Here is a 17,442-nt window from a genome sequence, read left to right on the forward strand (position 1 = left end):
TGATCACGGTGTTTCACCGAGCGAAGGTCGCGCCTAGAACGGTAGGAACGCCTGAAGCCGGTCGGCGAGAGTCGTCTCTGCCTCGTCGAGCCAGCGCATCTCGAACGTCTGGTCCCGCCCGGCGCTCAAGAACGGGCCGGTCTCTCCGCGCGTCTCGTATTCCTCGTAATAGGCTTCGACCGCGTACACGAGATTGGTCCGCGCCGCCTCCTCGAACGGCCCGACGCCGCGACAGTCCGTCTCGGGGTCGGTCGCGAGCCACTTCTCCTCCTCGTCCGACTCACCGGGCAGGAGGTCCCCCGGCCGCCGCGTCACGTCGGCGCGTTCGAAGACCGCGCTCGGGTCCATGTGACACGATATCGTCGCTCGGTAGTTAGCCCTGTCGACGCCCGCGCCGACCGACGCGCCGGGGCGACGAGCCGCATTGTGATAACCTGGTAACACCTATATCCGCGTCACCCGTAGTCTCTACGTGTACCATGACGTGTGCTAACTGTGGTCAAGAAATCGCCGCTCGACGGTATCACGTCCATCTCTCTACGGGCGAGGCCATGGAGATCGCGCTCTGTGAGAGTTGCCGGCACAAGTTCGTCACGGCGGACTGGGTAACGGCCGTCGTGTAACCGAGAAGCGGACGTAGCGAACGCGAACCGCCGTCGAACCGGCCAGGTTTCGGTCACGGTACGAGAGACTCGCCGTGAGAAACGGAGAGCAAGACGGGGGTCCGCGACTCTGGTGAGCGAGAGCCGAGCCGGGTCGGTTATCAGGCTCGCTGTGCGGTCTCCTCGAAGGGCTGAACGACGACGAAGCCGCTCGAGCCGTCGAACGACATCTGATACGTCTCGCCGGAGGACTGCCCGATGGCGTTCGCGAGACTGCGGTCGGTGTTGATGCTCGGCGAGAGGTCGCTGGACCACGCGACGGTCGCGTCGGGGTCCGTCTTCACCGGCGGTTCGAGCACCAGCGGGTCGCCGTGGGTCGTGATGGCGACCATCCCCGGCCCGGAGAGGAAGACGTTGGTCAGGCCGGCGGCCGACGCGCCGCTGAGCGAGCCGATGGTCCCGATCTTGTAGTCGACGCTGTCCTCGAAGGCGAGCACGTCGTTGCCGTTGACCGTGATCGACTCGTCCTCGTCCAGCGAGAGGGGCTGGATCTTCTTCCCCTGGTCTGCGACGTAGACGTTGCCCGTCCCCTCGACCTCCATGACGGGCGTGCCCTCGCTCGACATCTGTCCCTTGATGAAGCCGGTCAGGCCGCCCTCGGCGGAGGACTTCCCGGTGAAGGAGAGGTCTCCCTCGTAGGCGATCATCGACCCGGCCTTCGTCAGTACCGTGCCGTCCACGTCGATGTCCAGTAGCTTCTTGTTCTCCAGTTCGAACGTGTCTTGACTCTCCGCGGGCGCGTTTTCGTTGATGAAGTTCTCGAGTTCCATGTGGCAATTCAGGGCTGTAGGCAACCCGGACGGCGCTTCGGAGAGCGGGGTCAAAAACCTTCAGGCGAAAAACGGTCGGACAGCGGCGGTCGCGAGCCTCTCGAGACCGAAATGGGACGTGCAGCGAGCGGAAGCGTACTGACTGGACGCAACGCTACGCCGGGCTCCAGCGGCCCCCGCAGTAAAACCGCTCGAACGCGATAGGAGAGGTATGGACACCCAGTCGATCGCTTCGCAAGCGAAAGCGGTCAAGGACGTCTTCAGCGAGAAGAACGTGACCTTCCTCGCCGGCAGTATCGCCTACAGCGCGTTCGTCTCGCTCGTGCCGCTGCTCATGTTCTTCTTCCTCGCGGTTTCGGTCTTCGGCGCGCCCGAACTGCAGCAGCGGATCGTCGAGGTCACCACCGACAGCGTCTCCCCGTCGGTCGGGGGCGTCATCGAGGTGATGATCGATCAACAGAGCGGCGCCGGAACCGGCTCGACGATCACCGCGTCGATCATCGGGGTACTCACGCTCGTCTGGGGTGCGATCAAGGTGTTCCGCGGACTCGATACCGCGTTCTCGGAGATCTACGAGACGACCGGCCGTGAGTCGTTCGTCGGCCAGATCAAGAAGAGTATCCTGATGCTGCTCACCCTCACGCTCGGCATCGTCGCGATGATCGGTGCGACGAGCGTCGTCGCCTTCTTCGCGTTCGTTCCGTTCATCGAGTTCGCAGTGCCGTTGATACTCGTTCTCGGTCTCTGTATCGCCTTCTTCCCGATGTACTACCTGTTCCCGGATATCGACGTCGAGCCGCGAGACGTCCTCCCGGGAACGGTCGTCGGAGCCGTCGGTTGGATGATCTTACAGGTGCTGTTTCAGGTGTACGTCTCCCTGAGCGGGAGCGACGGCAACCTCATCGCGAGCATTCTCTTACTCGTTACGTGGCTGTACTTCAGCGGCGTCGTCCTGCTACTCGGTGCCGTCGTCAACGCGATCGATATCGATCGCGTTGACACCTCTAGGGAATCCGAATCGAGTAGTGTGAACTGAACAGTACCCCGGACTCCGACGGGATCGACGAGAAATCCGTCGAGCCCACTTTTCGCGCTCGACGAGCCCAGTACCAACGTCGTGACCGCAGAACGTATCCGCGCGGCCACTCCGGCCGGCGAACCCGGTTGTTGAGATCTCTCGCTACCTCATCTGCGTCACTCTCGCGACGTTAGCGGCCCGAATAGGTCGATGGGCTGTTAATGCAGCCCGGTAGTTGATTTCGATAGCGGCCGCATCGAGGTCCACCGATGGATCGAGCGATTCTGACGCAGGATTACGAGACGGCGACACCGGAGACGCGCGCCGGAAAGCTCAGATCGACGCTCGAGGAGTCGTCCACGGAGGCAGTCCTCGTCGTCGACGACGAGGTGGTCGGTGCAGTGCTGGCCCGGGACCTCCTTCGGTCCCGGTTGAGCGACGACGCGCAGGCGCAGGCCGTCATGGGGACGGTTCCGCAACTCGACCCCGAGACGAGCGTCCGCGAGATCGCTCGGGTGCTCGTCGAGAACGACACCACGGTGGCACCGCTCGTCGACGAGGAGGGGCTCCACGGCGTCGTCACCCGCGACAGTCTGCTCGAAGACGTCGGTGCCGACCTCTCGACGCTCGACGTCGCCGACGTCTACACGGCGGACCCGGTGACCGTCGAGCGGAAGGCGAAGATGGGCGAAGTCGTCAACGAGCTCCGCGAGAACGGCATCTCGCGGCTGCCGGTCGTCGACGACGAGGACGGACTCGTCGGCGTGGCGACGACTGACGACCTCGTGGAGTTCGTCGTTCGCGGCACCGACACGGCGGATCGCGGCGACCGCGGCGGCGGCGAGAAGCCGCACCTGACCGACCTCCCCGTCGAGAACGTGATGAGTCGCCCCGCGGAGACGACGACGCCCGACGAGAGCGTCCAGTCGGCCGTCGAGACGATGTTCGAGAAGAACTACGACGGTCTCGTCGTCGTCGAAGACGGCACGGACGACCCGGTCGGCGTCCTCACGAAGACCGACGTGCTCAGGGCGCTGACTTACACCGAGACGCCCGAACTCGACCTGCAGGTGACGAACCCGGAGTACCTCCGCAGCACCGACCGAGCGGAGATCACCGAGCAGATCGAGGAGATAACCGAGAAGTACCAGGAACTGGACGTTATCAACGCCCACGTCACGCTCCAGAAACACGACGAGAGCCACCGCGGGCAGTCTCTGATGCGCTGTCAGATCCGCCTGTTCACCGACAAGGACCAGTTGGCCGGCACCGGCGAGGGCTACGGCGCGGAAGACGCCTTCTCCATCGCGCTGGAGAAACTCGAACAGAACGTCCTCGAACTCAAGGGCAAGCGATCGGAGACCGAAGAGCGCGAAGCGGTATTACGGAAGCTACACGACATCTAGTCGAGCCGATACACGCGAGCTGACCGACGAGAGAGAAGCGGGACCGACCGCTGAGACAGACGAACCCCACCAATGGCTACGACATCACCGACCGAGACGACCGGCGAGCGCGTCGTCGTCCTGAACCCCGTGAGCGGGGCCGGCGACCACCCCGAGACGGTGCGCGAACACGCCGAAGACTACGGCTACGATGTCTTGGAGACCGAAGAAGAGGGCGACGCCATCGAGTTGACGCGAGACGCGATCGGCGACGGCGCGACGGAAATCGCCGCCGCTGGCGGCGACGGCACGCTGAACGGCGTCGTGAGGGGCGTCGTCGAGGCAGAGGCGCTGGACGACGTCACCGTTGGCGTCCTCCCGTGCGGCACCGGGAACGACTTCGCCGCAAACGTCGGCGTCACGGGCATCGAACAGGGGTTCGAGGTCCTCGAAGCGGGCGAGCGGAGACGGATCGACCTCGGGTTCGCGGACGGCGATCCGTTCGTCAACTCCTGTGTCGGCGGGCTGACGGCGGAGTCCAGCGCCGAGACGAGCCCGGCGCTGAAAGACCAGTTCGGGACGTTCGCCTACGTCGTCGAGACGCTCCGGGCGATCCCCTCCTTCGACGGGATTCGGCTCACGGCGAGGCTCTCCGACGCGGACGCCGACGCCCCGGTCTGGTCGGGAACCGCCATCGCCGTCCTCATCGGCAACGGTCGGCGGTTTCCCCCCAGCGGGAGCACGCAGGCGAACATGGAGGACGGCCGGTTCGACGTGACGCTCGTCCACGGAACCGGGTCGGTAGACCTGATGGAGACGGCGGCCGTCGAACGGCTGCTGGGCCGCGAGAGCGACCAGACCTCCCGATACACTGTCTCCGGGCTCGAGATCGAAGTGCAGGAGGCCGACCCGGTGTCGTTCAGCCTCGACGGCGAGATAATCGAACGCCACGAACTATCCGTGCGAAACGAGCCGCGAGCGCTCACCTTCGCAGTCGGCGAGCGCTACGAACCGATACCCGGCGGCGAGGAGTGACCAGAGCGATAATGTACAAACTCGACCTACACGCGCACACGCGATTCTTTCACTGGAACGAGGGCGAACCGACGCGCTTCGACCCGGTCGGGGCGTCGCTACTCGGCGGCGTCGCCCGGAGGCGGGACTTAGACGGCGTCGCCCTGACCAACCACGACTACTATCGGCCCTACGATCACGACTCGTCGCTGGCGACGATTCCCGGTATCGAAGTCTCGACCACGCGGGGCCACGTTCTCGTCGTCGGGCCGGACCCGCCGGCGGACACCGAACCGGAGGAACTGACGCCCGAGGCGGTGGTCGAGATGGCCCACGATCGGGGCTGTGCGGCGATTATGGCCCATCCATACCGGAACAGCACCGTCAGCGAAGGCGATGCGGAGCTGGACGCGGTGGAGATAAACGGCAAACACCCACAGCGGCAGTCCAGAGTCAGGAAGCTGGCCGAGAGCCTCGACCTACCGCTGGTCGGCGGCAGCGACGCCCACTACCCCTTCGAGGTGGGACGGGCGCACACGATGGTCGACGCCGAGGAGCCGACGCCCGAAGCCGTCGTCGAGGCGATCCGCGACGGGCGCGTGGGGCCGCGCGTCGACGACCGTCTCTCGAATCGCGTGCTCCACGAGGTCTACCAGCGAGTACACGAGCACAAGGGCCACGTATAGCGGTGGAGCGGTGCCGAGAGTGGCCGAGACGCCAGTCACCTAGAACGACGGGAGGACTTCTTCCTCGTAGAGCTCGAACAGCGCGTCCTGGTCGTCGCCGACCTGGTGGACGTAGACGTGGTCGTAGCCCGCGTCGATCGCCTGCTGGATGCTGTCGATGTGCGGCTGGGCGTCCGGCCCGCAGAGCATCGAACTCTCGGCGATGTCTTCCTCTGAGACCATCTCGGTGGCCTGCTCGAAGTGGCTCGGCGTCGGGAGGATAGCGGTCATCTCGCCGGCGAGGCCGGAGTTGGGCCACTGCTCGTGGGCGGTGGAGACGGCCTCATCCTCGCTGTCGGCGACGCAGGCCGTGAGCTGGCAAAACCGCGGCCCCTCGCCGCCGTTCTCCTCCCACGTCTCGACGGTGTCCTGAGGCCCGACCGCCCAGAAGCCGTCGCCGACGTCGGCCGCCGCCTGCGCGGCGCGCGGGCCGTACGCCGAGACGCAGATGGGCGGCGTCTCCTCGGGGAGCGTGAACAGCTGCGCGTTCTCGACGGTGTAGTGCTCGCCGCGGTGGCTGACTTCTTCGCCGGTCCAGAGCGAGCGGATAACGTCGATGGCCTCCTCTAACATCTCCAGTCGGACCGCGTGTTCGGGCCAGTGGTCCCCGTAGATGTGCTCGTTCAGGCTCTCGCCGGTCCCGACCCCGGCGTAGAACTCGCGGCCCTCGAACATCGTCGCCGCCGTCGCGCTGGCCTGCGCGTAGAGGGCCGGGTGCATGCGCATGATGGGCGCGGAGACGCCGATCCCGACGTCGACGTCGGTCGTCGCCTCGGCGACGCCGCCGAGAGTTGACCAGACGAACGGCGCGTCGCCCTGCTCGGCGACCCACGGGTGGTAGTGGTCGGAGATAGAGAGGAAGTCGAAGCCGACGTCCTCCGCTTTCCGGGCGTGGTCAACGAGGTCGTTCGGTCCGTGCTCTTCGCTCGATAGGGTGTAGCCGATCTCTGTCATAGCAGCGTCTACCGAGTGACGCATCGGCCGCCGTCGTGGGGAATCTACTCCTTGCGAGAGAAAGGGGGCGTCGGCGGGTTCTCGGGGCGCTCTCCGGAACCTAGAGGTACGCCGGGTCCCAGTCGTCCGGCCGGTGGGTGTTGCCGCACTCGTTGCACTTCAGGCGGTCGAGGCCGTCGCCGGTCACGTCGGTGCCGCCGCACTGCGAGCAGAAGTACCCCGCTCGGTGTTCGGACTCGGCGTCGTCGTAGACGGGGAAGAACGGCGACCGAGTCCCCGAGAGTTCCGAGTCGCTGTCGACCGACCGCTGCTGTCCGTCGAACGTGACCTCGTCCGGGACCTCGACCTCCGGGTCGCCGGCCTCCTCGTCCTCTTTTTCCTCCTGTATCCGCTCTTCTTCCTGTTGCGTGTACCGCTGCAGGGTGAACTCCACGGACCCGATCTCGATGGTTTCGGTGTCCGTCTGATAGAGGTCGAACCGCTGGAGGAACTGGTTCCCCTCCCGGGCGCTTTCGAGTAGTCGGGCCGTGAGTCGAGCCGAGTCGCCGTCGAGTTCGTCCTGTAAGCCCTCGACAAGCGAGTGACCGATGCCGCGCCCGCGGGCCTCCGGATGGACGTGAAGCCAGCGAAGCTCCCCGGCGTCAGTGAGTTCGGCGAACCCGACCGGGGAGGTCTCTACCGCTTCGTCGTCGCCCCCTTCGGCGACGAGCAGGCGTTCCCCGTTCGTGTCTATCCGGTCCGAGAGCTCTTCCGGGCCGAAATCGGTCTCTATAATCGTCTCTATGTGCTGGGGACTCAGCGCGTACGAGGCGCGAAACGACCGCTCGGCGGTCTCTCGAATGCCCTCTCGATCGTCGACTGTCGCGGGACGAACGTTCATGTATCCCTCTCTCTCCCCGACAGAGAAAGCGGTCACCCTTGCACACGAAGCCGCCGTCCGCACAGGTGTCCTCTCGAACGAGTAGTGGCCGGTCTACCGCCACTATCGGGGCTCCGTGGAGTCAGAGAGGGCGCGCTTGCAGCTGCAGGGCCAGGGGCCTTCCGGCCCGCAGCCGAGCGTCTAACCACGATGTCTAAGAAGACTTCACAGATCTCGGAAGTGCTACGGCCCGTCGCATCGGTTGTCGAGGAAGAGCTGCAGTCCCGGAGCGGGTCGAACCTGGACGCCGAGGAGATAAAGGCCGCCGTCAAGGAGGGCGTCGCCGAAGCGCTGGCGGAACACGAGAGCGAGAGCGACGGTCAGTCAGCGGTGACAGACGACGAGACGGAGAGCGCGTCTTCGTCGTCCTCCGGCCGGTCCGGGAAGCGACTACTCGCCGTCGCCGCCGCCGTCGCCTCGACGGCGTATCTGGCCAACCGACGGCGGAAGAACGGACAGGACGACGTGGACAGCCCGTCGGTAACGGACGACACGTCGACGGCGGACGACGACGTGGAGAGTTCGGTCGACGAGGAGATCGGGCAGTCGACCGACGACGAGACGGACGTCGGCGACGAGTCCGAAGCGACGACCGAGGAAGGCGACGACGAAGCGGACGACTTCTAGAGTCGCTCCGCGTTCCGCCGTTCCAGAGGACCACTTCGTATTTTTCAACGCGTATTCGCGCGGCTCGGACGCGTAGTGCGCTCGTTCTTCGTTCACGAGGGCCTACCACGACGCGAACCGCCCGTAGTCGAACGTCGCCGCCTCGACGACGTAGTGGGACTGTACCGACGTCGTGAGGCTGTCGGCAGCGCCGTCTCGCCCTGATAGGAGACGTGCGGCGCGTCGATTCTGGTGGCGCTTTCGAGCCCCTGTACGTGGTATCGGACGGCGTCGACCATATGCTTCGGGAGAGGCGCGGCCCCCGCGCTGTCGCTGGCGGTGAAGTACTCGACGGCCGTCCGGTCGCGGGGCGGAATCGTCCACATCCCGTCGCTGACCAGTTGCTCGTCGGAGTCGAGTAGCGCGTCGCTCGCCGCCTCGAACCGAGCACGCATCTCCGACTCGATGGTTTTCCTGCCCGCGGCGGTGAACGGTCGCGGGCTCAGTTGGAACTCCAGCCGATGACGGCCCACCTCCTTCTCACACCCGAGTAGGTCGTCAGCGGTGTCGGGAAGGGTCGTGAGCGCGCCCGTTCGGCCGACGACGTAACACTCGTGCTCCAGTCCAGCGGTCGCGAGCTCGCTATCGAACACCCCGGGCTCCACGGCATCGAGCAACCACCCGCTTCCTCGCGAACCAACGCGTCGAACACCGCCGGGTCGCGCGACCCGACCGATCCGGTTCGCGACGCCAAATCCGCGGGTTCCACGCCCGCCTATCGTGTGTGAAATATATCAATAACTGCCTTACGAACTCGAGGTGCACTCCCAGTCGCGAGCGAGCGGACGTGAGTAGAGCCTTTCGCGGAGAGATCCTGCATTTACAAGCCCCACCCATACCTGAAAAGCGCGAGATTGCTCCGACGATGGTAGACGTTATGGGACACTTCGCGTTCGGGTTGTTGTTCGCCGTCCCCGCGTGGTTCGTCTGGGGCGGCCGAGTCAGTGTCGTGTTCATCGCGCTCACCACGACGACCGCGATGCTTCCAGACGTGGACTTGGTGTTGTCGAACGTCTTTCCACAGACGATCAGTCACCACGGCGTCACCCACACCCTGCTGTTCGTGGTCGCCGTCAGCGTCGTCGTAGCGGCCATCGTCACGCCGATATTACGGAAGCGAGTCGACAGTCTGACCAGAGGGGACCGCTTCGACGGCACGAGCCTGTTCCTGTTCGTCGCCGGCGCGTTCACGCTCGGCGGGGCGAGTCACCTGTTCGCCGATATGCTCTCGGCTCCCGACATCGCACCGCCCGTCAATCCGTTCTGGCCGTTCTTCGCCAAGCCGTGGTCGGTCAACGTCCTGTATTACAACTCTATCTGGGCGAACGCCGTCCTGCTGGCGACGGCGCTCGCGCTCCATCTCGGCCTCTGGTACGCCTTCGACCCCTTCGATCATCGCTACCGGATCGAGGCGGCGAAGACCGCCGAGTAACCGTATAGGCGAGCGGAAAAACCGAGCTCGGTTTCGGCGAACGCGGCCGTCTGCGGTTAGTCTTCTCGAACCTTCGAGAGCGCTTCTTTCGGCGCGTCGCAGCTCGGACACGAGTCGGGGAGGCCGTCCTCGAGCTCGCCCATCTCGCCGCACTCCTCGCAGCGCCACATGATGTAGCCCTCGCCGAACTCCTGTCCGGGTTGCTCCTCTTCGGCGTCGAACGTATCGCCCTGGACCGTCACGCTCTCGGACGTGTCGACCGTGAATCCCGACTCCGCCGTCCCGGTGACGACGCCGATGATGGTTCCGTCCTCGTCGTAGACGGTATCGTTCGCTTCGACTATCGCCGATTCGGTGGTCGCACCTTGATCACTCGTCATGGTCTGCCTTCGCGGCCGACCGTCCCTACTCTGGTGCTTGGAAATGCGCGGTGAGAGACGGTCGCACGAAGTGAAACTGGGCGGGGCTACCGAGCGTCGTCGGGCGATTCTCGGCGCTACTGTCGTTCCCTTAGCGCTCTCTGCGGTGGTCGTCGTCGGGGGTCGCCGATGGTCGCTCCGTCCGCCCGTCCTCGTCGGGGATGACGCGCCGTCTGGCCTCGTCGTCCCACGCCTCGAAGTAGCCGTAGTCCGTCATCGTCGCCATCCCGGCGATCGCGGCGCGGAGGCTGATACCGACGAGCGGGACGTCCGCGACGGTGACGATGACGTCCGCTTGCAGGATGACGCCGTCCCGGAGGATGACGTCGAGCAAGTCGACGACGGCGTCGCCGTCACGCGTCGGTTCCATCGGTCACCCCGTGGGTTATCGGCTGTCGAATCATTCGTCCCCGAGCGTCGGTGCGAACGTATACGGCGGCCACGGCCCGGTGTAGCGCACTTCGACGCCGGGCTTGGCCGCTATCTCGTCGAGCCGATCCCCGATAGCGTTGGCGGCCTCCTCGTCGGCCAGGACCGAGAACGTCGTCTCGAAGTCCGCGTCGTCGCGGTCGTCCTCGTCGAGCGACGTCACGTTCCGGTCGATGTTCCGGGTCTCGGCCGCGTGGTCGTCGAGCGACTCCCGGAGCGAGGCCGTGGTCTCGTGCCACTCCTCGGCGACGAGCGAGCGCTCGCGCTGGTCGGCCTGTTTCGATTTGAGGAAGGCCGTCCCCGAGTCCGCCTCGTCCGACTCGTCCTGTAGCTCGTCGAGGCGGTCGTCGCCCTCGGTGACGCCAGCGCCGAACGCGTCGGCGTCACAGGTCAGTTCGATGCGGTACTCGCTCCGGCCCGCGAAGCGGTCGAGCGCCGGTCGCAGGTCCCCGCGCTGGCGGTCGAGCCACGCGGCGACACCGGCGTCGTCGCCCTGTAGGATGGTGTCGAACCGAACCGGCAACGGCGTGCCGAACCGCTCGTGGGCCGCGTCCACGACGCCCTGATGTTGGAGCAGCCACCGCTTGACCGTCGTCTCGTCGTCGGAGTCGTACGGCGTCGCTCGCCGCTGGACGAGCGCCGCCAGCCCGTCCTCGACGACGAGATACGGCTCCTCGCCGTCGACGCCCTCGGCTTCGAGCGTCGTTCCGGTCTCGGCGTCCGACTCGTCGGCGACATCGACTACGCAGTAGAGATACCGGCCCTCGTCGCCGGCCGTCTCGTTCGCTGTCGCTCCCTCGTCGGTCGTCGTCTCCTCCGTCGTTCCCTCGTCGGTCATCGTTGCCTCCCCTCCTCGGCCGCCGTCGGCGTGTCCGTGACGGTACCGCGGCCGGTGCCGGCGGTCGCCGCCTCGGTGTCGACCATCCGGAGCGCGTCGTCCACGATCCCGTCGAGTTCCGACCGGACGTTGTCGACGTCGTCCTCGATGTCCGAGGTCTCCTTGATGTCGTCGATCTCGGCCTCGATGGCCTGGAGCTGCCGGCCGAGCTGCTCTATCTGCTCGTCGCTCAGCTTTCCGGACTCCATCCGCCGGATCGCCTCCCGCTCCATCGCCTCGACGAGTAACTCGACGACGGCGACCACCAGCGAGAGCAGGCCGTCGCTCGCGTCCTCGCCGTCGATGTCAACCGTCGTCATTCTCGCCCTCCGTCTCCTCCGCCGTCGCCCGGTCGGCGGTCGCGTCGCCGTCCGCGTCGTCGGCCGCCATCTCGTCGGCCCCCTCGTCGGCGGACTCCTCGTCCGCGTCCGCCGATTCGTCGGCGTCGTCAGCCGCGTCGGCCTCCTCGGCGGGGCCGCCGGGCGAACCGCCGCCCGACTGCGCGACCCGAATCTGTTTCGGATGGCTGCCAGGCGAGACGTCGGGCCGCTCGGCCGCGTCGTCATCGTCCTCGCTAGTGTCAGACGGCGGCCCCAGTCGGCCCTGGTTCGCCACCTGCTCGATGCGCTCCTGGTCGGTTCCCTCGGGGAACTCCAGTCCGTACTGGGCGGCCGTCTCGAAGGAGGCGACCGCGGCCCGGATCTGAATGCCGAGCAGTTCGGTGTCGCCGACGGAGACGGCGATGTCGGCGTTGATGACCAGGCCCTTATCGAGCAGCAGTTCGACGACGTCGGCTAAGTCGGCCGAGGAACGCGTCGGTCCCGCACTAGGCATCGTCTTCCGCCTCCTCGAATCGCGAGCCGTAGATGCGGCGTCTGTTCGGTGCCGTCGAGTAGCGGGTCTCCTCGGGGACGGTCGAGAACTTGGCGGTTCCCTGCCGTGCGCCCCCTGGCGACATGGTCGAGACGGCGGTGGGGTTCCGGGAGTTCGTAGACGTGGAGTTGCGACGCTCGCTGCGCTCGCGGTTCTTCGCGTGCAGCTTTTTCAGCCTCGCTCGCGCGGCGAGGATGCTCTGTCGGAACTCCCCGACAGAGTCGCTGATGCGCGACTGGATCGCGTTCTCCATCGACTCCTGGTTCAGCCCCTCCTCGTCCGTGCCGAGTCCTTCCAGTCCGCCGAGACCCGCTTCCGAGGACGCGTCCGCCGTGTCGCTGGCATCCGCAGGATCGTCGTCGCTGAAGGGGCTGTCAAACGACGAGTCGTCGAGGAGTCCTTCGTCGGCGTCGTCGTCCGAGAAGAACCCCTCCTCGTCCTCTTCGTCTGAGAGATCGTCGAGTTCGTCGTCGAGTTCTCGGGACTGTCGCCAGAACTCCCTGGCGTTGACGTTGTCCCAGACCTCGGACATGTCCGCCACCGAGAGGAGTTTGCGCAACTTGACGGCGGTGGCGGGGTTGCGGTCCTCGATGGCTTCGGGGACGTCCTCGAGTTCGATGGCTTCGGGGAGGTTCTCCCACTCGATCTCGCTCAGGAGATCGGCCAGATCGACCGTCCCGAGCATGTCCTCGACTTCGTCGGCCACGTCGTGGATGTCGTCTAACGTCTCCGCGGCCTCCTCGGCCGATTCGTGCTCGGACGCGTCGTCGACCTTCTCGCTGAGCTCGTCGATGGCCGTTACGAGGTCGTCTACGGTCAGTTCGCTTTCGTTTGAGTCTGTCATGGTACTCCGTTCCGGGTGGCAACCGCGCGGCCGCGAGACCTCGCCGTCTGCGAGGTGATCGGTGGCGTGGGCGACGAGAGAGCGTATCGGGTCGTGCCGTCCGTCGTCATCCCTTCACCTCGACTCTCCCGCTGAGTCGCTCACGGGCTTTCTGTGCGACTTCGAGTTCCGCTTCGAGTTCGTCTTTCCGTCGCTCGTACTCCGTCTGGTCCAGTTCGCCGACCTCGTACAGCAGGCGGTTCTCCTTGAGTTCGTCCCGAATCGCCTCGACGTCGTACTGCTCCTCTAACGCCATATCGTGGATGATCGTCAGCAGCGAGACGAACGGCTTGAGGAACAGGTCGTCGAGGAGGAACATCTCAGGCCTCCGCTTTGATGTGGAAGTCCACGAAGCTGTACGGAGCCCACGGACCGGAGTACTGCACGGTCAGGTCCGGGTGGGCCTCGCGGACGGCGTCGACCGCGTCGTCGAACGACTCGCGGTCGTCGCGCTCGACGAGATAGGAGTTGTTCAACAGCAGGCGGTCGCTGAACAGGTCTCCGTCGGCGACGTCGGCCGCGTGGTCGGCGAGTTCGGTCTCGATGGACTCCCGAACCGAGTCGGCGTCCTCGACGCCGTCCTCCGGGAGGAGGACTTTGATACCGACCTCCTCGTGACCCGCGGCGCGGCGCAGCGATCCGGTGAGTTCGGCCCGACTGTTCCGGAGGACGTTCTTCAGCGCCCGCTCGGACTCGAAGACCATGCCGAACCGCATCGGAACGACCGCTCGGCCGTCGCCCTCCGTCATCACCGCTCGGAGCACGTCGTCGTGCGCCCGAGCGTTCTCGTCGCTCTCCTCGGGGTCGAGCGTGTCGATGTCGCTCACGACGGCGGCGTGTGTGCGGTGTGAGACAGTGTATATGTCGCTCTCACCCTCGACGCCGTCGGTAGAGACGTCGATCGAGTCGGCCTCGATGACGCCGTACGCGTAGATTTTATCACCAGACATTACCTGTGCTCGTGTACGGCGGTTCGCCGTCACCCGACCAAGCCCTGTTGCCAGCATACGCAAGCCCGCCGAATCCGAGGGATTCGACGACGGTAGAAGCGGGCCACGGTATCGAGAAGCGGACCGCCAAACCGCCCGCCGTCCGGCGAACGAACGGACGCGTCCGCGAGAAACCTTTCGACTGCAAGCACCACGCACAGGTAGGTAACCCGTCAAACGACAGTATGGCACAACCGGATTCCAGTAGCCTGGCAGCAGTGCTCGACCGCATCCTCGACAAGGGGCTCGTGGTCGACATCTGGGCGCGCGTCTCAGTCGTCGGGATCGAGATCCTCACCGTGGAGGCCCGTGTCGTGGCCGCGTCCGTCGACACGTTCCTCCACTACGCGGAGAACATAACGAAGATAGAACAGGCCAGTCAGTCCGGTGAGCTAGAGGAGATGAAAGAGCTCAACATCGAGAAGCCCGCTCGCCCGGACAACTACCAGCAGGCCCCGTCCCAGTAGAGACTGCGGCATAACTCACAACCATGTCACAGTCAGATGCTGAGTCGAACGAACAGTGCCGTGCGCTCACGGGCGACGGTAACAGATGTCAGAACTCGGCGGTCGAAGACGGGTTCTGTCACCAGCACGACGAGTCCGACTCGACCGTCGACGGCGAATCGTCGGCCGACGGAGACGAGAGCGGGGAATCGCCGGACAGTGACGGCTCCGACGCCGGGAGCGAGGCCGAACAGGACACCGGGCGCGACTCGTCGAGCGACGGCGGTGATGCGTCAGCTACCGACTCGGACGACGGCTCCGAGAGCGGCGCGTCCGGCGGCGACGAGGAGACGGCCGACGCCGGAAGCGAGGATGACACCGTCTCTATCGGCGGCGCGGGGTCGCTCATCGAGGTTCGACGCACCGTCGAGGCGGTCACGGCGCAACTGATAGAGCATCCGCTCGACGGCGTCGTCGAGATAAACAGAGACGGCGACGGCGGCTGGTTGGCGACCGTCGAAGTAGTCGAACGCCGCGCGGTTCCCGACACGCAGGACATCATCGGCTACTACGAGATCACGCTCGAGGACTCGGAGACGGTGACCGGTTACCGACGGCTCTCCCGATACCGTCGTATGGATACCGACCAGAGCGAGCGGCTCGAATGACCGTCCGCCGACCGGGCGTGAGAACGCTGAGCGATCCGCCCACCGAATCCCTCACTTAGTAGATACGATACGCACAAAATGAGTACCTGTTTTGCCTTTGAGGTTCAAAATGAAACTATGGCTACGATCGTCATCGGCTCAGTGCCCGCGGAAGAGTTCGCGCTGAAGCACACGCTCGACGTACTCCCGGACGTGAAATTCGAGTGCGAGCGCATCATCAAGAGCGGCGAGGACGCCGTCATGCCCCTGATGTGGGCGCGAAACGTCGATAAGGAGGAGCTCGACGCGGCGTTCGAGGAGGACCCGAGCGTCGACAACGTCCGGCTGCTCGCCGATTTCGAGGACGAGTACCTCTACCGGATGGACTGGATCGACCAGGTCGAACTCCTGCTGGGGATGCTCACGAACTCCGAGGCCACGATCCTCGACGCCTACGGCAAGAGAGAGGAGTGGCGGCTCCGCGTGATGTTCCCGACCCGCGATAAGTTCTCCGCGACCTACGAGTTCTGTAACGAGCACGGGCTCACCTACGACGTCGAGTCGATCCGGGACATGGACGGCGAACCCGCCGGTCGCTTCGGACTCACCGAGGGCCAGTATCAGGCGCTCGTCCTCGCCGCCCAAGAGGGGTACTACAACGTCCCGCAGGAGAAGACGCTCGAAGAACTTGCCAACGAACTCGACATCTCCCATCAGGCCCTCTCCGAACGGCTCCGCCGGGGGACCGAATCGCTCATCGAAGATACGCTTCTGGTCGGGTCCGACCCCGACCTGATGTGAAAACGAGTCTCTTTCTGGGTCGACGATCGTCCGCTTTCTCGGCCGCTCGCCGTTAGCGGAGGTATCGAACGATGCGGACCAGCACCGAGGCGAGCGTGCCGACGCCGGGGACGCGAGACGAGAGCGCCGCCGCGCCGACGAGGAACGCCGCGGCCCACCGGTCGCCGCGGGTGAACGCACGCGCGGCGTCGATGAGCGTCGAGATGATCGAGAGGTTGTTCCACATCGAACCGCCTGCCTTTGCGTTCTGCATGTCCGTTTCGAAGCGTTCCACCCACCAAAGTGGCACGCTTGAGCCTGCTTGCAGTTTATCAGGCCGTTCGTCGGTTCCGTTCGCTTCTCGTATCGCGTGATCGGTCGCACCACTAACGTCCCCTTTCTCGGAGAGGCCGAACGGACCGCGCCGCGACGGTTGAAACTGTCCGCTATCCGGTCAGGAAAGTAGCGTCGACGTACCGTCGAAGTTCGGTCGTGTTACCCCGGTTCCTCGAACGATGCGGTATCTTTTACGATGCTTAACGAACCGTTCCGATACTGTTTCACGGGTAAAACCGTCTAACAAGGGCTGAAATTCGCGGAATCCATAGGAGTGTGAACCCCGTTTATCTACGTCCCCCGTAATCCGTTGGATATGTCGACTCTCGTATCGGGGAACGTCCCCTCGGAAGACTTAGTGCTCGATCACACGCTACAAACGTACCCGGACCTGACCTTCTCGGTCGAGCAGATCGTCTGTTCAGGTGACGGGTCGCTTATGCCGATGCTGTGGGTCCGCGGGAGCGAACGCGACGGCATCGCGGAGACCTTCCGAGAGGATCCCACGGTCGAATCGGTCACGCACCTGCGCGAGCTCGAAGACGAATGTCTCTTCCAGATGGACTGGCACGGCAACGTCAAGCTCGTCATCGACATGCTGACTCACTCGGAGGCGACGATTCTGGACGTGACGGGCGCGGGCACGGAGTGGAACATCCGGATGCTCTACCCCGAGCGCTCGATGGTCTCGAAGGCCCACGACTTCTGTGACGAGCACGGGCTCGACTTCGAGGTCGAGAGCGTCAGAGAGATGGAGGGCGAGATGGCCGGGCGCTACGGCCTGACGACCTCACAGCACGAGGTGCTGTCGATGGCCGAATCGGAGGGGTACTTCGATGTCCCGCGGCAGATCACGCAGGCCGAACTCGCCGAGAAGCTCGGCATCTCACACCAGGCGCTCTCGGAGAGCCTCCGTCGAGCCACCGGCACGCTCGTCGAAGAGGCGCTGTAACCAGCCCGGTCTTCATCACTCGATTTTCTCGGCGGTTCTCCGGGCTCGCCGCGTCGCCCGTCGTCTCCTTCGCCGGTCCGGACCTCGCTTCCGGAACAGGTAGAGTCGGCTATCGGCCGGGAGCGACAGGTCCCGTCCGCCGATCGCCGCGAGGCGACGCCGTACGTCGCGAGAGCGCGTGCCTGCAACTGAAAGCGGTCAGTGCATACGGGCCAACCACGTACTGTCTCGTGATTCGGTTATGACGACGCTTTCACGCTCTGGAC

The 17,442-nt window shown here is 65.2% G+C and carries 25 protein-coding genes; 11 read left to right on the forward strand and 14 right to left on the reverse strand.

Annotation, left to right across the window (positions count from 1 at the left end; all coding sequences use genetic code 11):
• Window positions 1-33: 33 nt before the first annotated feature.
• Complete coding sequence (locus EGH23_RS15055) at window positions 34-348, reverse strand: hypothetical protein (protein ID WP_220580813.1); 315 nt, start codon at window positions 346-348, stop codon at window positions 34-36.
• Between the two features lie 131 nt (window positions 349-479).
• Here EGH23_RS15055 and EGH23_RS15060 point away from each other — a divergent pair, with 131 nt between their 5' ends.
• Complete coding sequence (locus EGH23_RS15060; RefSeq protein WP_220580814.1) at window positions 480-623, forward strand: hypothetical protein; 144 nt, start codon at window positions 480-482, stop codon at window positions 621-623.
• A 140-nt stretch (window positions 624-763) separates the two neighbouring features.
• Here EGH23_RS15060 and EGH23_RS15065 read toward each other — a convergent pair whose 3' ends face one another.
• Window positions 764-1,432 carry an AIM24 family protein gene (locus EGH23_RS15065; protein WP_220580815.1) on the reverse strand — a complete coding sequence of 223 codons (669 nt, stop codon included), beginning with the start codon at window positions 1,430-1,432 and terminating at the stop codon, window positions 764-766.
• Window positions 1,433-1,643: 211 nt separating this feature from the next.
• Between EGH23_RS15065 and EGH23_RS15070 the strand changes: the two genes are divergently transcribed.
• The 4 genes from EGH23_RS15070 to EGH23_RS15085 all read left to right on the forward strand — a co-directional run bounded on the left by EGH23_RS15070 (window position 1,644) and on the right by EGH23_RS15085 (window position 5,535).
• On the forward strand, window positions 1,644-2,468 hold the full coding sequence (locus EGH23_RS15070) for a YihY/virulence factor BrkB family protein (protein ID WP_220580816.1): 825 nt from the start codon (window positions 1,644-1,646) through the stop codon (window positions 2,466-2,468).
• Between the two features lie 251 nt (window positions 2,469-2,719).
• Window positions 2,720-3,856 (forward strand): CBS domain-containing protein, encoded by a 1,137-nt coding sequence (locus EGH23_RS15075; protein WP_220580817.1) that lies wholly within the window; start codon window positions 2,720-2,722, stop codon window positions 3,854-3,856.
• Window positions 3,857-3,928: 72 nt separating this feature from the next.
• Window positions 3,929-4,870, forward strand: a complete 942-nt coding sequence (locus tag EGH23_RS15080) for a diacylglycerol/lipid kinase family protein (protein ID WP_220580818.1) — start codon at window positions 3,929-3,931, stop codon at window positions 4,868-4,870.
• Between the two features lie 11 nt (window positions 4,871-4,881).
• Window positions 4,882-5,535 (forward strand): CehA/McbA family metallohydrolase, encoded by a 654-nt coding sequence (locus tag EGH23_RS15085; protein WP_220580819.1) that lies wholly within the window; start codon window positions 4,882-4,884, stop codon window positions 5,533-5,535.
• Between the two features lie 39 nt (window positions 5,536-5,574).
• On the opposite strand, the gene EGH23_RS15090 is transcribed toward EGH23_RS15085, so the two are convergent.
• Window positions 5,575-6,528, reverse strand: coding sequence for a TIGR03557 family F420-dependent LLM class oxidoreductase (locus tag EGH23_RS15090; protein WP_220580820.1), 954 nt, complete (start codon window positions 6,526-6,528; stop codon window positions 5,575-5,577).
• Window positions 6,529-6,628: 100 nt separating this feature from the next.
• Window positions 6,629-7,408, reverse strand: coding sequence for a GNAT family N-acetyltransferase (locus tag EGH23_RS15095; RefSeq protein ID WP_220580821.1), 780 nt, complete (start codon window positions 7,406-7,408; stop codon window positions 6,629-6,631).
• Between the two features lie 189 nt (window positions 7,409-7,597).
• Here EGH23_RS15095 and EGH23_RS15100 point away from each other — a divergent pair, with 189 nt between their 5' ends.
• Window positions 7,598-8,074: a hypothetical protein gene (locus EGH23_RS15100; protein WP_220580822.1), complete on the forward strand. Its 477-nt coding sequence runs from the start codon at window positions 7,598-7,600 to the stop codon at window positions 8,072-8,074.
• A 92-nt stretch (window positions 8,075-8,166) separates the two neighbouring features.
• On the opposite strand, the gene EGH23_RS15105 is transcribed toward EGH23_RS15100, so the two are convergent.
• Window positions 8,167-8,706, reverse strand: a complete 540-nt coding sequence (locus EGH23_RS15105) for a hypothetical protein (protein ID WP_220580823.1) — start codon at window positions 8,704-8,706, stop codon at window positions 8,167-8,169.
• A gap of 272 nt (window positions 8,707-8,978) precedes the next feature.
• On the opposite strand from EGH23_RS15105, the gene EGH23_RS15110 reads away from it, so the two are divergent.
• Window positions 8,979-9,545, forward strand: coding sequence for a metal-dependent hydrolase (locus EGH23_RS15110; protein WP_220580824.1), 567 nt, complete (start codon window positions 8,979-8,981; stop codon window positions 9,543-9,545).
• Between the two features lie 56 nt (window positions 9,546-9,601).
• Here the strand turns inward: EGH23_RS15110 and EGH23_RS15115 are convergent, their stop codons facing one another.
• From EGH23_RS15115 to EGH23_RS15150, 8 genes are all read right to left on the reverse strand, one after another.
• Window positions 9,602-9,925 carry a DUF7130 family rubredoxin-like protein gene (locus EGH23_RS15115; RefSeq protein ID WP_220580825.1) on the reverse strand — a complete coding sequence of 108 codons (324 nt, stop codon included), beginning with the start codon at window positions 9,923-9,925 and terminating at the stop codon, window positions 9,602-9,604.
• Window positions 9,926-10,055: 130 nt separating this feature from the next.
• On the reverse strand, window positions 10,056-10,334 hold the full coding sequence (gene gvpM / locus EGH23_RS15120; RefSeq protein WP_220580826.1) for a gas vesicle protein GvpM: 279 nt from the start codon (window positions 10,332-10,334) through the stop codon (window positions 10,056-10,058).
• Window positions 10,335-10,364: 30 nt separating this feature from the next.
• Window positions 10,365-11,231, reverse strand: a complete 867-nt coding sequence (gene gvpL, locus EGH23_RS15125; protein WP_220580827.1) for a gas vesicle protein GvpL — start codon at window positions 11,229-11,231, stop codon at window positions 10,365-10,367.
• A complete protein-coding gene (gene gvpK, locus EGH23_RS15130; RefSeq protein ID WP_220580828.1) occupies window positions 11,228-11,590 on the reverse strand; it encodes a gas vesicle protein GvpK in 363 nt (120 codons plus the stop codon). Before gvpK ends, gvpL begins: the two co-directional genes overlap by 4 nt.
• Entirely contained in the window at window positions 11,577-12,104 is a 528-nt protein-coding gene (gvpJ, locus tag EGH23_RS27040; RefSeq protein ID WP_220580829.1) for a gas vesicle protein GvpJ, read from the reverse strand. Before gvpJ ends, gvpK begins: the two co-directional genes overlap by 14 nt.
• The gene (locus EGH23_RS15140) at window positions 12,097-12,987 is read right to left on the reverse strand and encodes a hypothetical protein (RefSeq protein ID WP_220580830.1); all 891 of its coding nucleotides are present in this window, start codon (window positions 12,985-12,987) and stop codon (window positions 12,097-12,099) included. The genes gvpJ and EGH23_RS15140 overlap by 8 nt, the downstream gene beginning before the upstream one ends.
• 106 nt (window positions 12,988-13,093) lie before the next feature.
• Window positions 13,094-13,345, reverse strand: a complete 252-nt coding sequence (gvpG, locus tag EGH23_RS15145; RefSeq protein ID WP_135305015.1) for a gas vesicle protein GvpG — start codon at window positions 13,343-13,345, stop codon at window positions 13,094-13,096.
• Between the two features lies 1 nt (window position 13,346).
• Window positions 13,347-13,976, reverse strand: coding sequence for a GvpL/GvpF family gas vesicle protein (locus EGH23_RS15150; RefSeq protein WP_220580831.1), 630 nt, complete (start codon window positions 13,974-13,976; stop codon window positions 13,347-13,349).
• 224 nt (window positions 13,977-14,200) lie between these two features.
• On the opposite strand from EGH23_RS15150, the gene gvpA reads away from it, so the two are divergent.
• From gvpA to EGH23_RS15165, 3 genes are all read left to right on the forward strand, one after another.
• Complete coding sequence (gene gvpA, locus EGH23_RS15155) at window positions 14,201-14,482, forward strand: gas vesicle protein GvpA (protein WP_220580832.1); 282 nt, start codon at window positions 14,201-14,203, stop codon at window positions 14,480-14,482.
• Between the two features lie 23 nt (window positions 14,483-14,505).
• Window positions 14,506-15,129, forward strand: a complete 624-nt coding sequence (gene gvpO, locus EGH23_RS27045; protein WP_220580833.1) for a gas vesicle protein GvpO, halophile-type — start codon at window positions 14,506-14,508, stop codon at window positions 15,127-15,129.
• 117 nt (window positions 15,130-15,246) lie between these two features.
• Window positions 15,247-15,909: a helix-turn-helix domain-containing protein gene (locus EGH23_RS15165; protein ID WP_220580834.1), complete on the forward strand. Its 663-nt coding sequence runs from the start codon at window positions 15,247-15,249 to the stop codon at window positions 15,907-15,909.
• Between the two features lie 52 nt (window positions 15,910-15,961).
• On the opposite strand, the gene EGH23_RS15170 is transcribed toward EGH23_RS15165, so the two are convergent.
• Window positions 15,962-16,162 carry a hypothetical protein gene (locus tag EGH23_RS15170; protein WP_135305010.1) on the reverse strand — a complete coding sequence of 67 codons (201 nt, stop codon included), beginning with the start codon at window positions 16,160-16,162 and terminating at the stop codon, window positions 15,962-15,964.
• 378 nt (window positions 16,163-16,540) lie between these two features.
• On the opposite strand from EGH23_RS15170, the gene EGH23_RS15175 reads away from it, so the two are divergent.
• Window positions 16,541-17,176 (forward strand): helix-turn-helix domain-containing protein, encoded by a 636-nt coding sequence (locus tag EGH23_RS15175; protein ID WP_220580835.1) that lies wholly within the window; start codon window positions 16,541-16,543, stop codon window positions 17,174-17,176.
• The last annotated feature ends 266 nt before the right edge of the window (window positions 17,177-17,442 follow it).

It is taken from the genome of Haloarcula nitratireducens (assembly GCF_019599505.1).

Bases quoted from the DNA above. Each gene is read 5' to 3' on its own strand.
- EGH23_RS15055 (WP_220580813.1), bottom strand. From the start codon at position 348: ATGGACCCGAGCGCGGTCTTCGAACGCGCCGACGTGACGCGGCGGCCG.
- EGH23_RS15060 (WP_220580814.1), top strand. From the start codon at position 480: ATGACGTGTGCTAACTGTGGTCAAGAAATCGCCGCTCGACGGTATCAC.
- EGH23_RS15065 (WP_220580815.1), bottom strand. From the start codon at position 1,432: ATGGAACTCGAGAACTTCATCAACGAAAACGCGCCCGCGGAGAGTCAA.
- EGH23_RS15070 (WP_220580816.1), top strand. From the start codon at position 1,644: ATGGACACCCAGTCGATCGCTTCGCAAGCGAAAGCGGTCAAGGACGTC.
- EGH23_RS15075 (WP_220580817.1), top strand. From the start codon at position 2,720: ATGGATCGAGCGATTCTGACGCAGGATTACGAGACGGCGACACCGGAG.
- EGH23_RS15080 (WP_220580818.1), top strand. From the start codon at position 3,929: ATGGCTACGACATCACCGACCGAGACGACCGGCGAGCGCGTCGTCGTC.
- EGH23_RS15085 (WP_220580819.1), top strand. From the start codon at position 4,882: ATGTACAAACTCGACCTACACGCGCACACGCGATTCTTTCACTGGAAC.
- EGH23_RS15090 (WP_220580820.1), bottom strand. From the start codon at position 6,528: ATGACAGAGATCGGCTACACCCTATCGAGCGAAGAGCACGGACCGAAC.
- EGH23_RS15095 (WP_220580821.1), bottom strand. From the start codon at position 7,408: ATGAACGTTCGTCCCGCGACAGTCGACGATCGAGAGGGCATTCGAGAG.
- EGH23_RS15100 (WP_220580822.1), top strand. From the start codon at position 7,598: ATGTCTAAGAAGACTTCACAGATCTCGGAAGTGCTACGGCCCGTCGCA.
- EGH23_RS15110 (WP_220580824.1), top strand. From the start codon at position 8,979: ATGGTAGACGTTATGGGACACTTCGCGTTCGGGTTGTTGTTCGCCGTC.
- EGH23_RS15115 (WP_220580825.1), bottom strand. From the start codon at position 9,925: ATGACGAGTGATCAAGGTGCGACCACCGAATCGGCGATAGTCGAAGCG.
- gvpM (WP_220580826.1), bottom strand. From the start codon at position 10,334: ATGGAACCGACGCGTGACGGCGACGCCGTCGTCGACTTGCTCGACGTC.
- gvpL (WP_220580827.1), bottom strand. From the start codon at position 11,231: ATGACCGACGAGGGAACGACGGAGGAGACGACGACCGACGAGGGAGCG.
- gvpK (WP_220580828.1), bottom strand. From the start codon at position 11,590: ATGACGACGGTTGACATCGACGGCGAGGACGCGAGCGACGGCCTGCTC.
- gvpJ (WP_220580829.1), bottom strand. From the start codon at position 12,104: ATGCCTAGTGCGGGACCGACGCGTTCCTCGGCCGACTTAGCCGACGTC.
- EGH23_RS15140 (WP_220580830.1), bottom strand. From the start codon at position 12,987: ATGACAGACTCAAACGAAAGCGAACTGACCGTAGACGACCTCGTAACG.
- gvpG (WP_135305015.1), bottom strand. From the start codon at position 13,345: ATGTTCCTCCTCGACGACCTGTTCCTCAAGCCGTTCGTCTCGCTGCTG.
- EGH23_RS15150 (WP_220580831.1), bottom strand. From the start codon at position 13,976: ATGTCTGGTGATAAAATCTACGCGTACGGCGTCATCGAGGCCGACTCG.
- gvpA (WP_220580832.1), top strand. From the start codon at position 14,201: ATGGCACAACCGGATTCCAGTAGCCTGGCAGCAGTGCTCGACCGCATC.
- gvpO (WP_220580833.1), top strand. From the start codon at position 14,506: ATGTCACAGTCAGATGCTGAGTCGAACGAACAGTGCCGTGCGCTCACG.
- EGH23_RS15165 (WP_220580834.1), top strand. From the start codon at position 15,247: ATGGCTACGATCGTCATCGGCTCAGTGCCCGCGGAAGAGTTCGCGCTG.
- EGH23_RS15170 (WP_135305010.1), bottom strand. From the start codon at position 16,162: ATGCAGAACGCAAAGGCAGGCGGTTCGATGTGGAACAACCTCTCGATC.
- EGH23_RS15175 (WP_220580835.1), top strand. From the start codon at position 16,541: ATGTCGACTCTCGTATCGGGGAACGTCCCCTCGGAAGACTTAGTGCTC.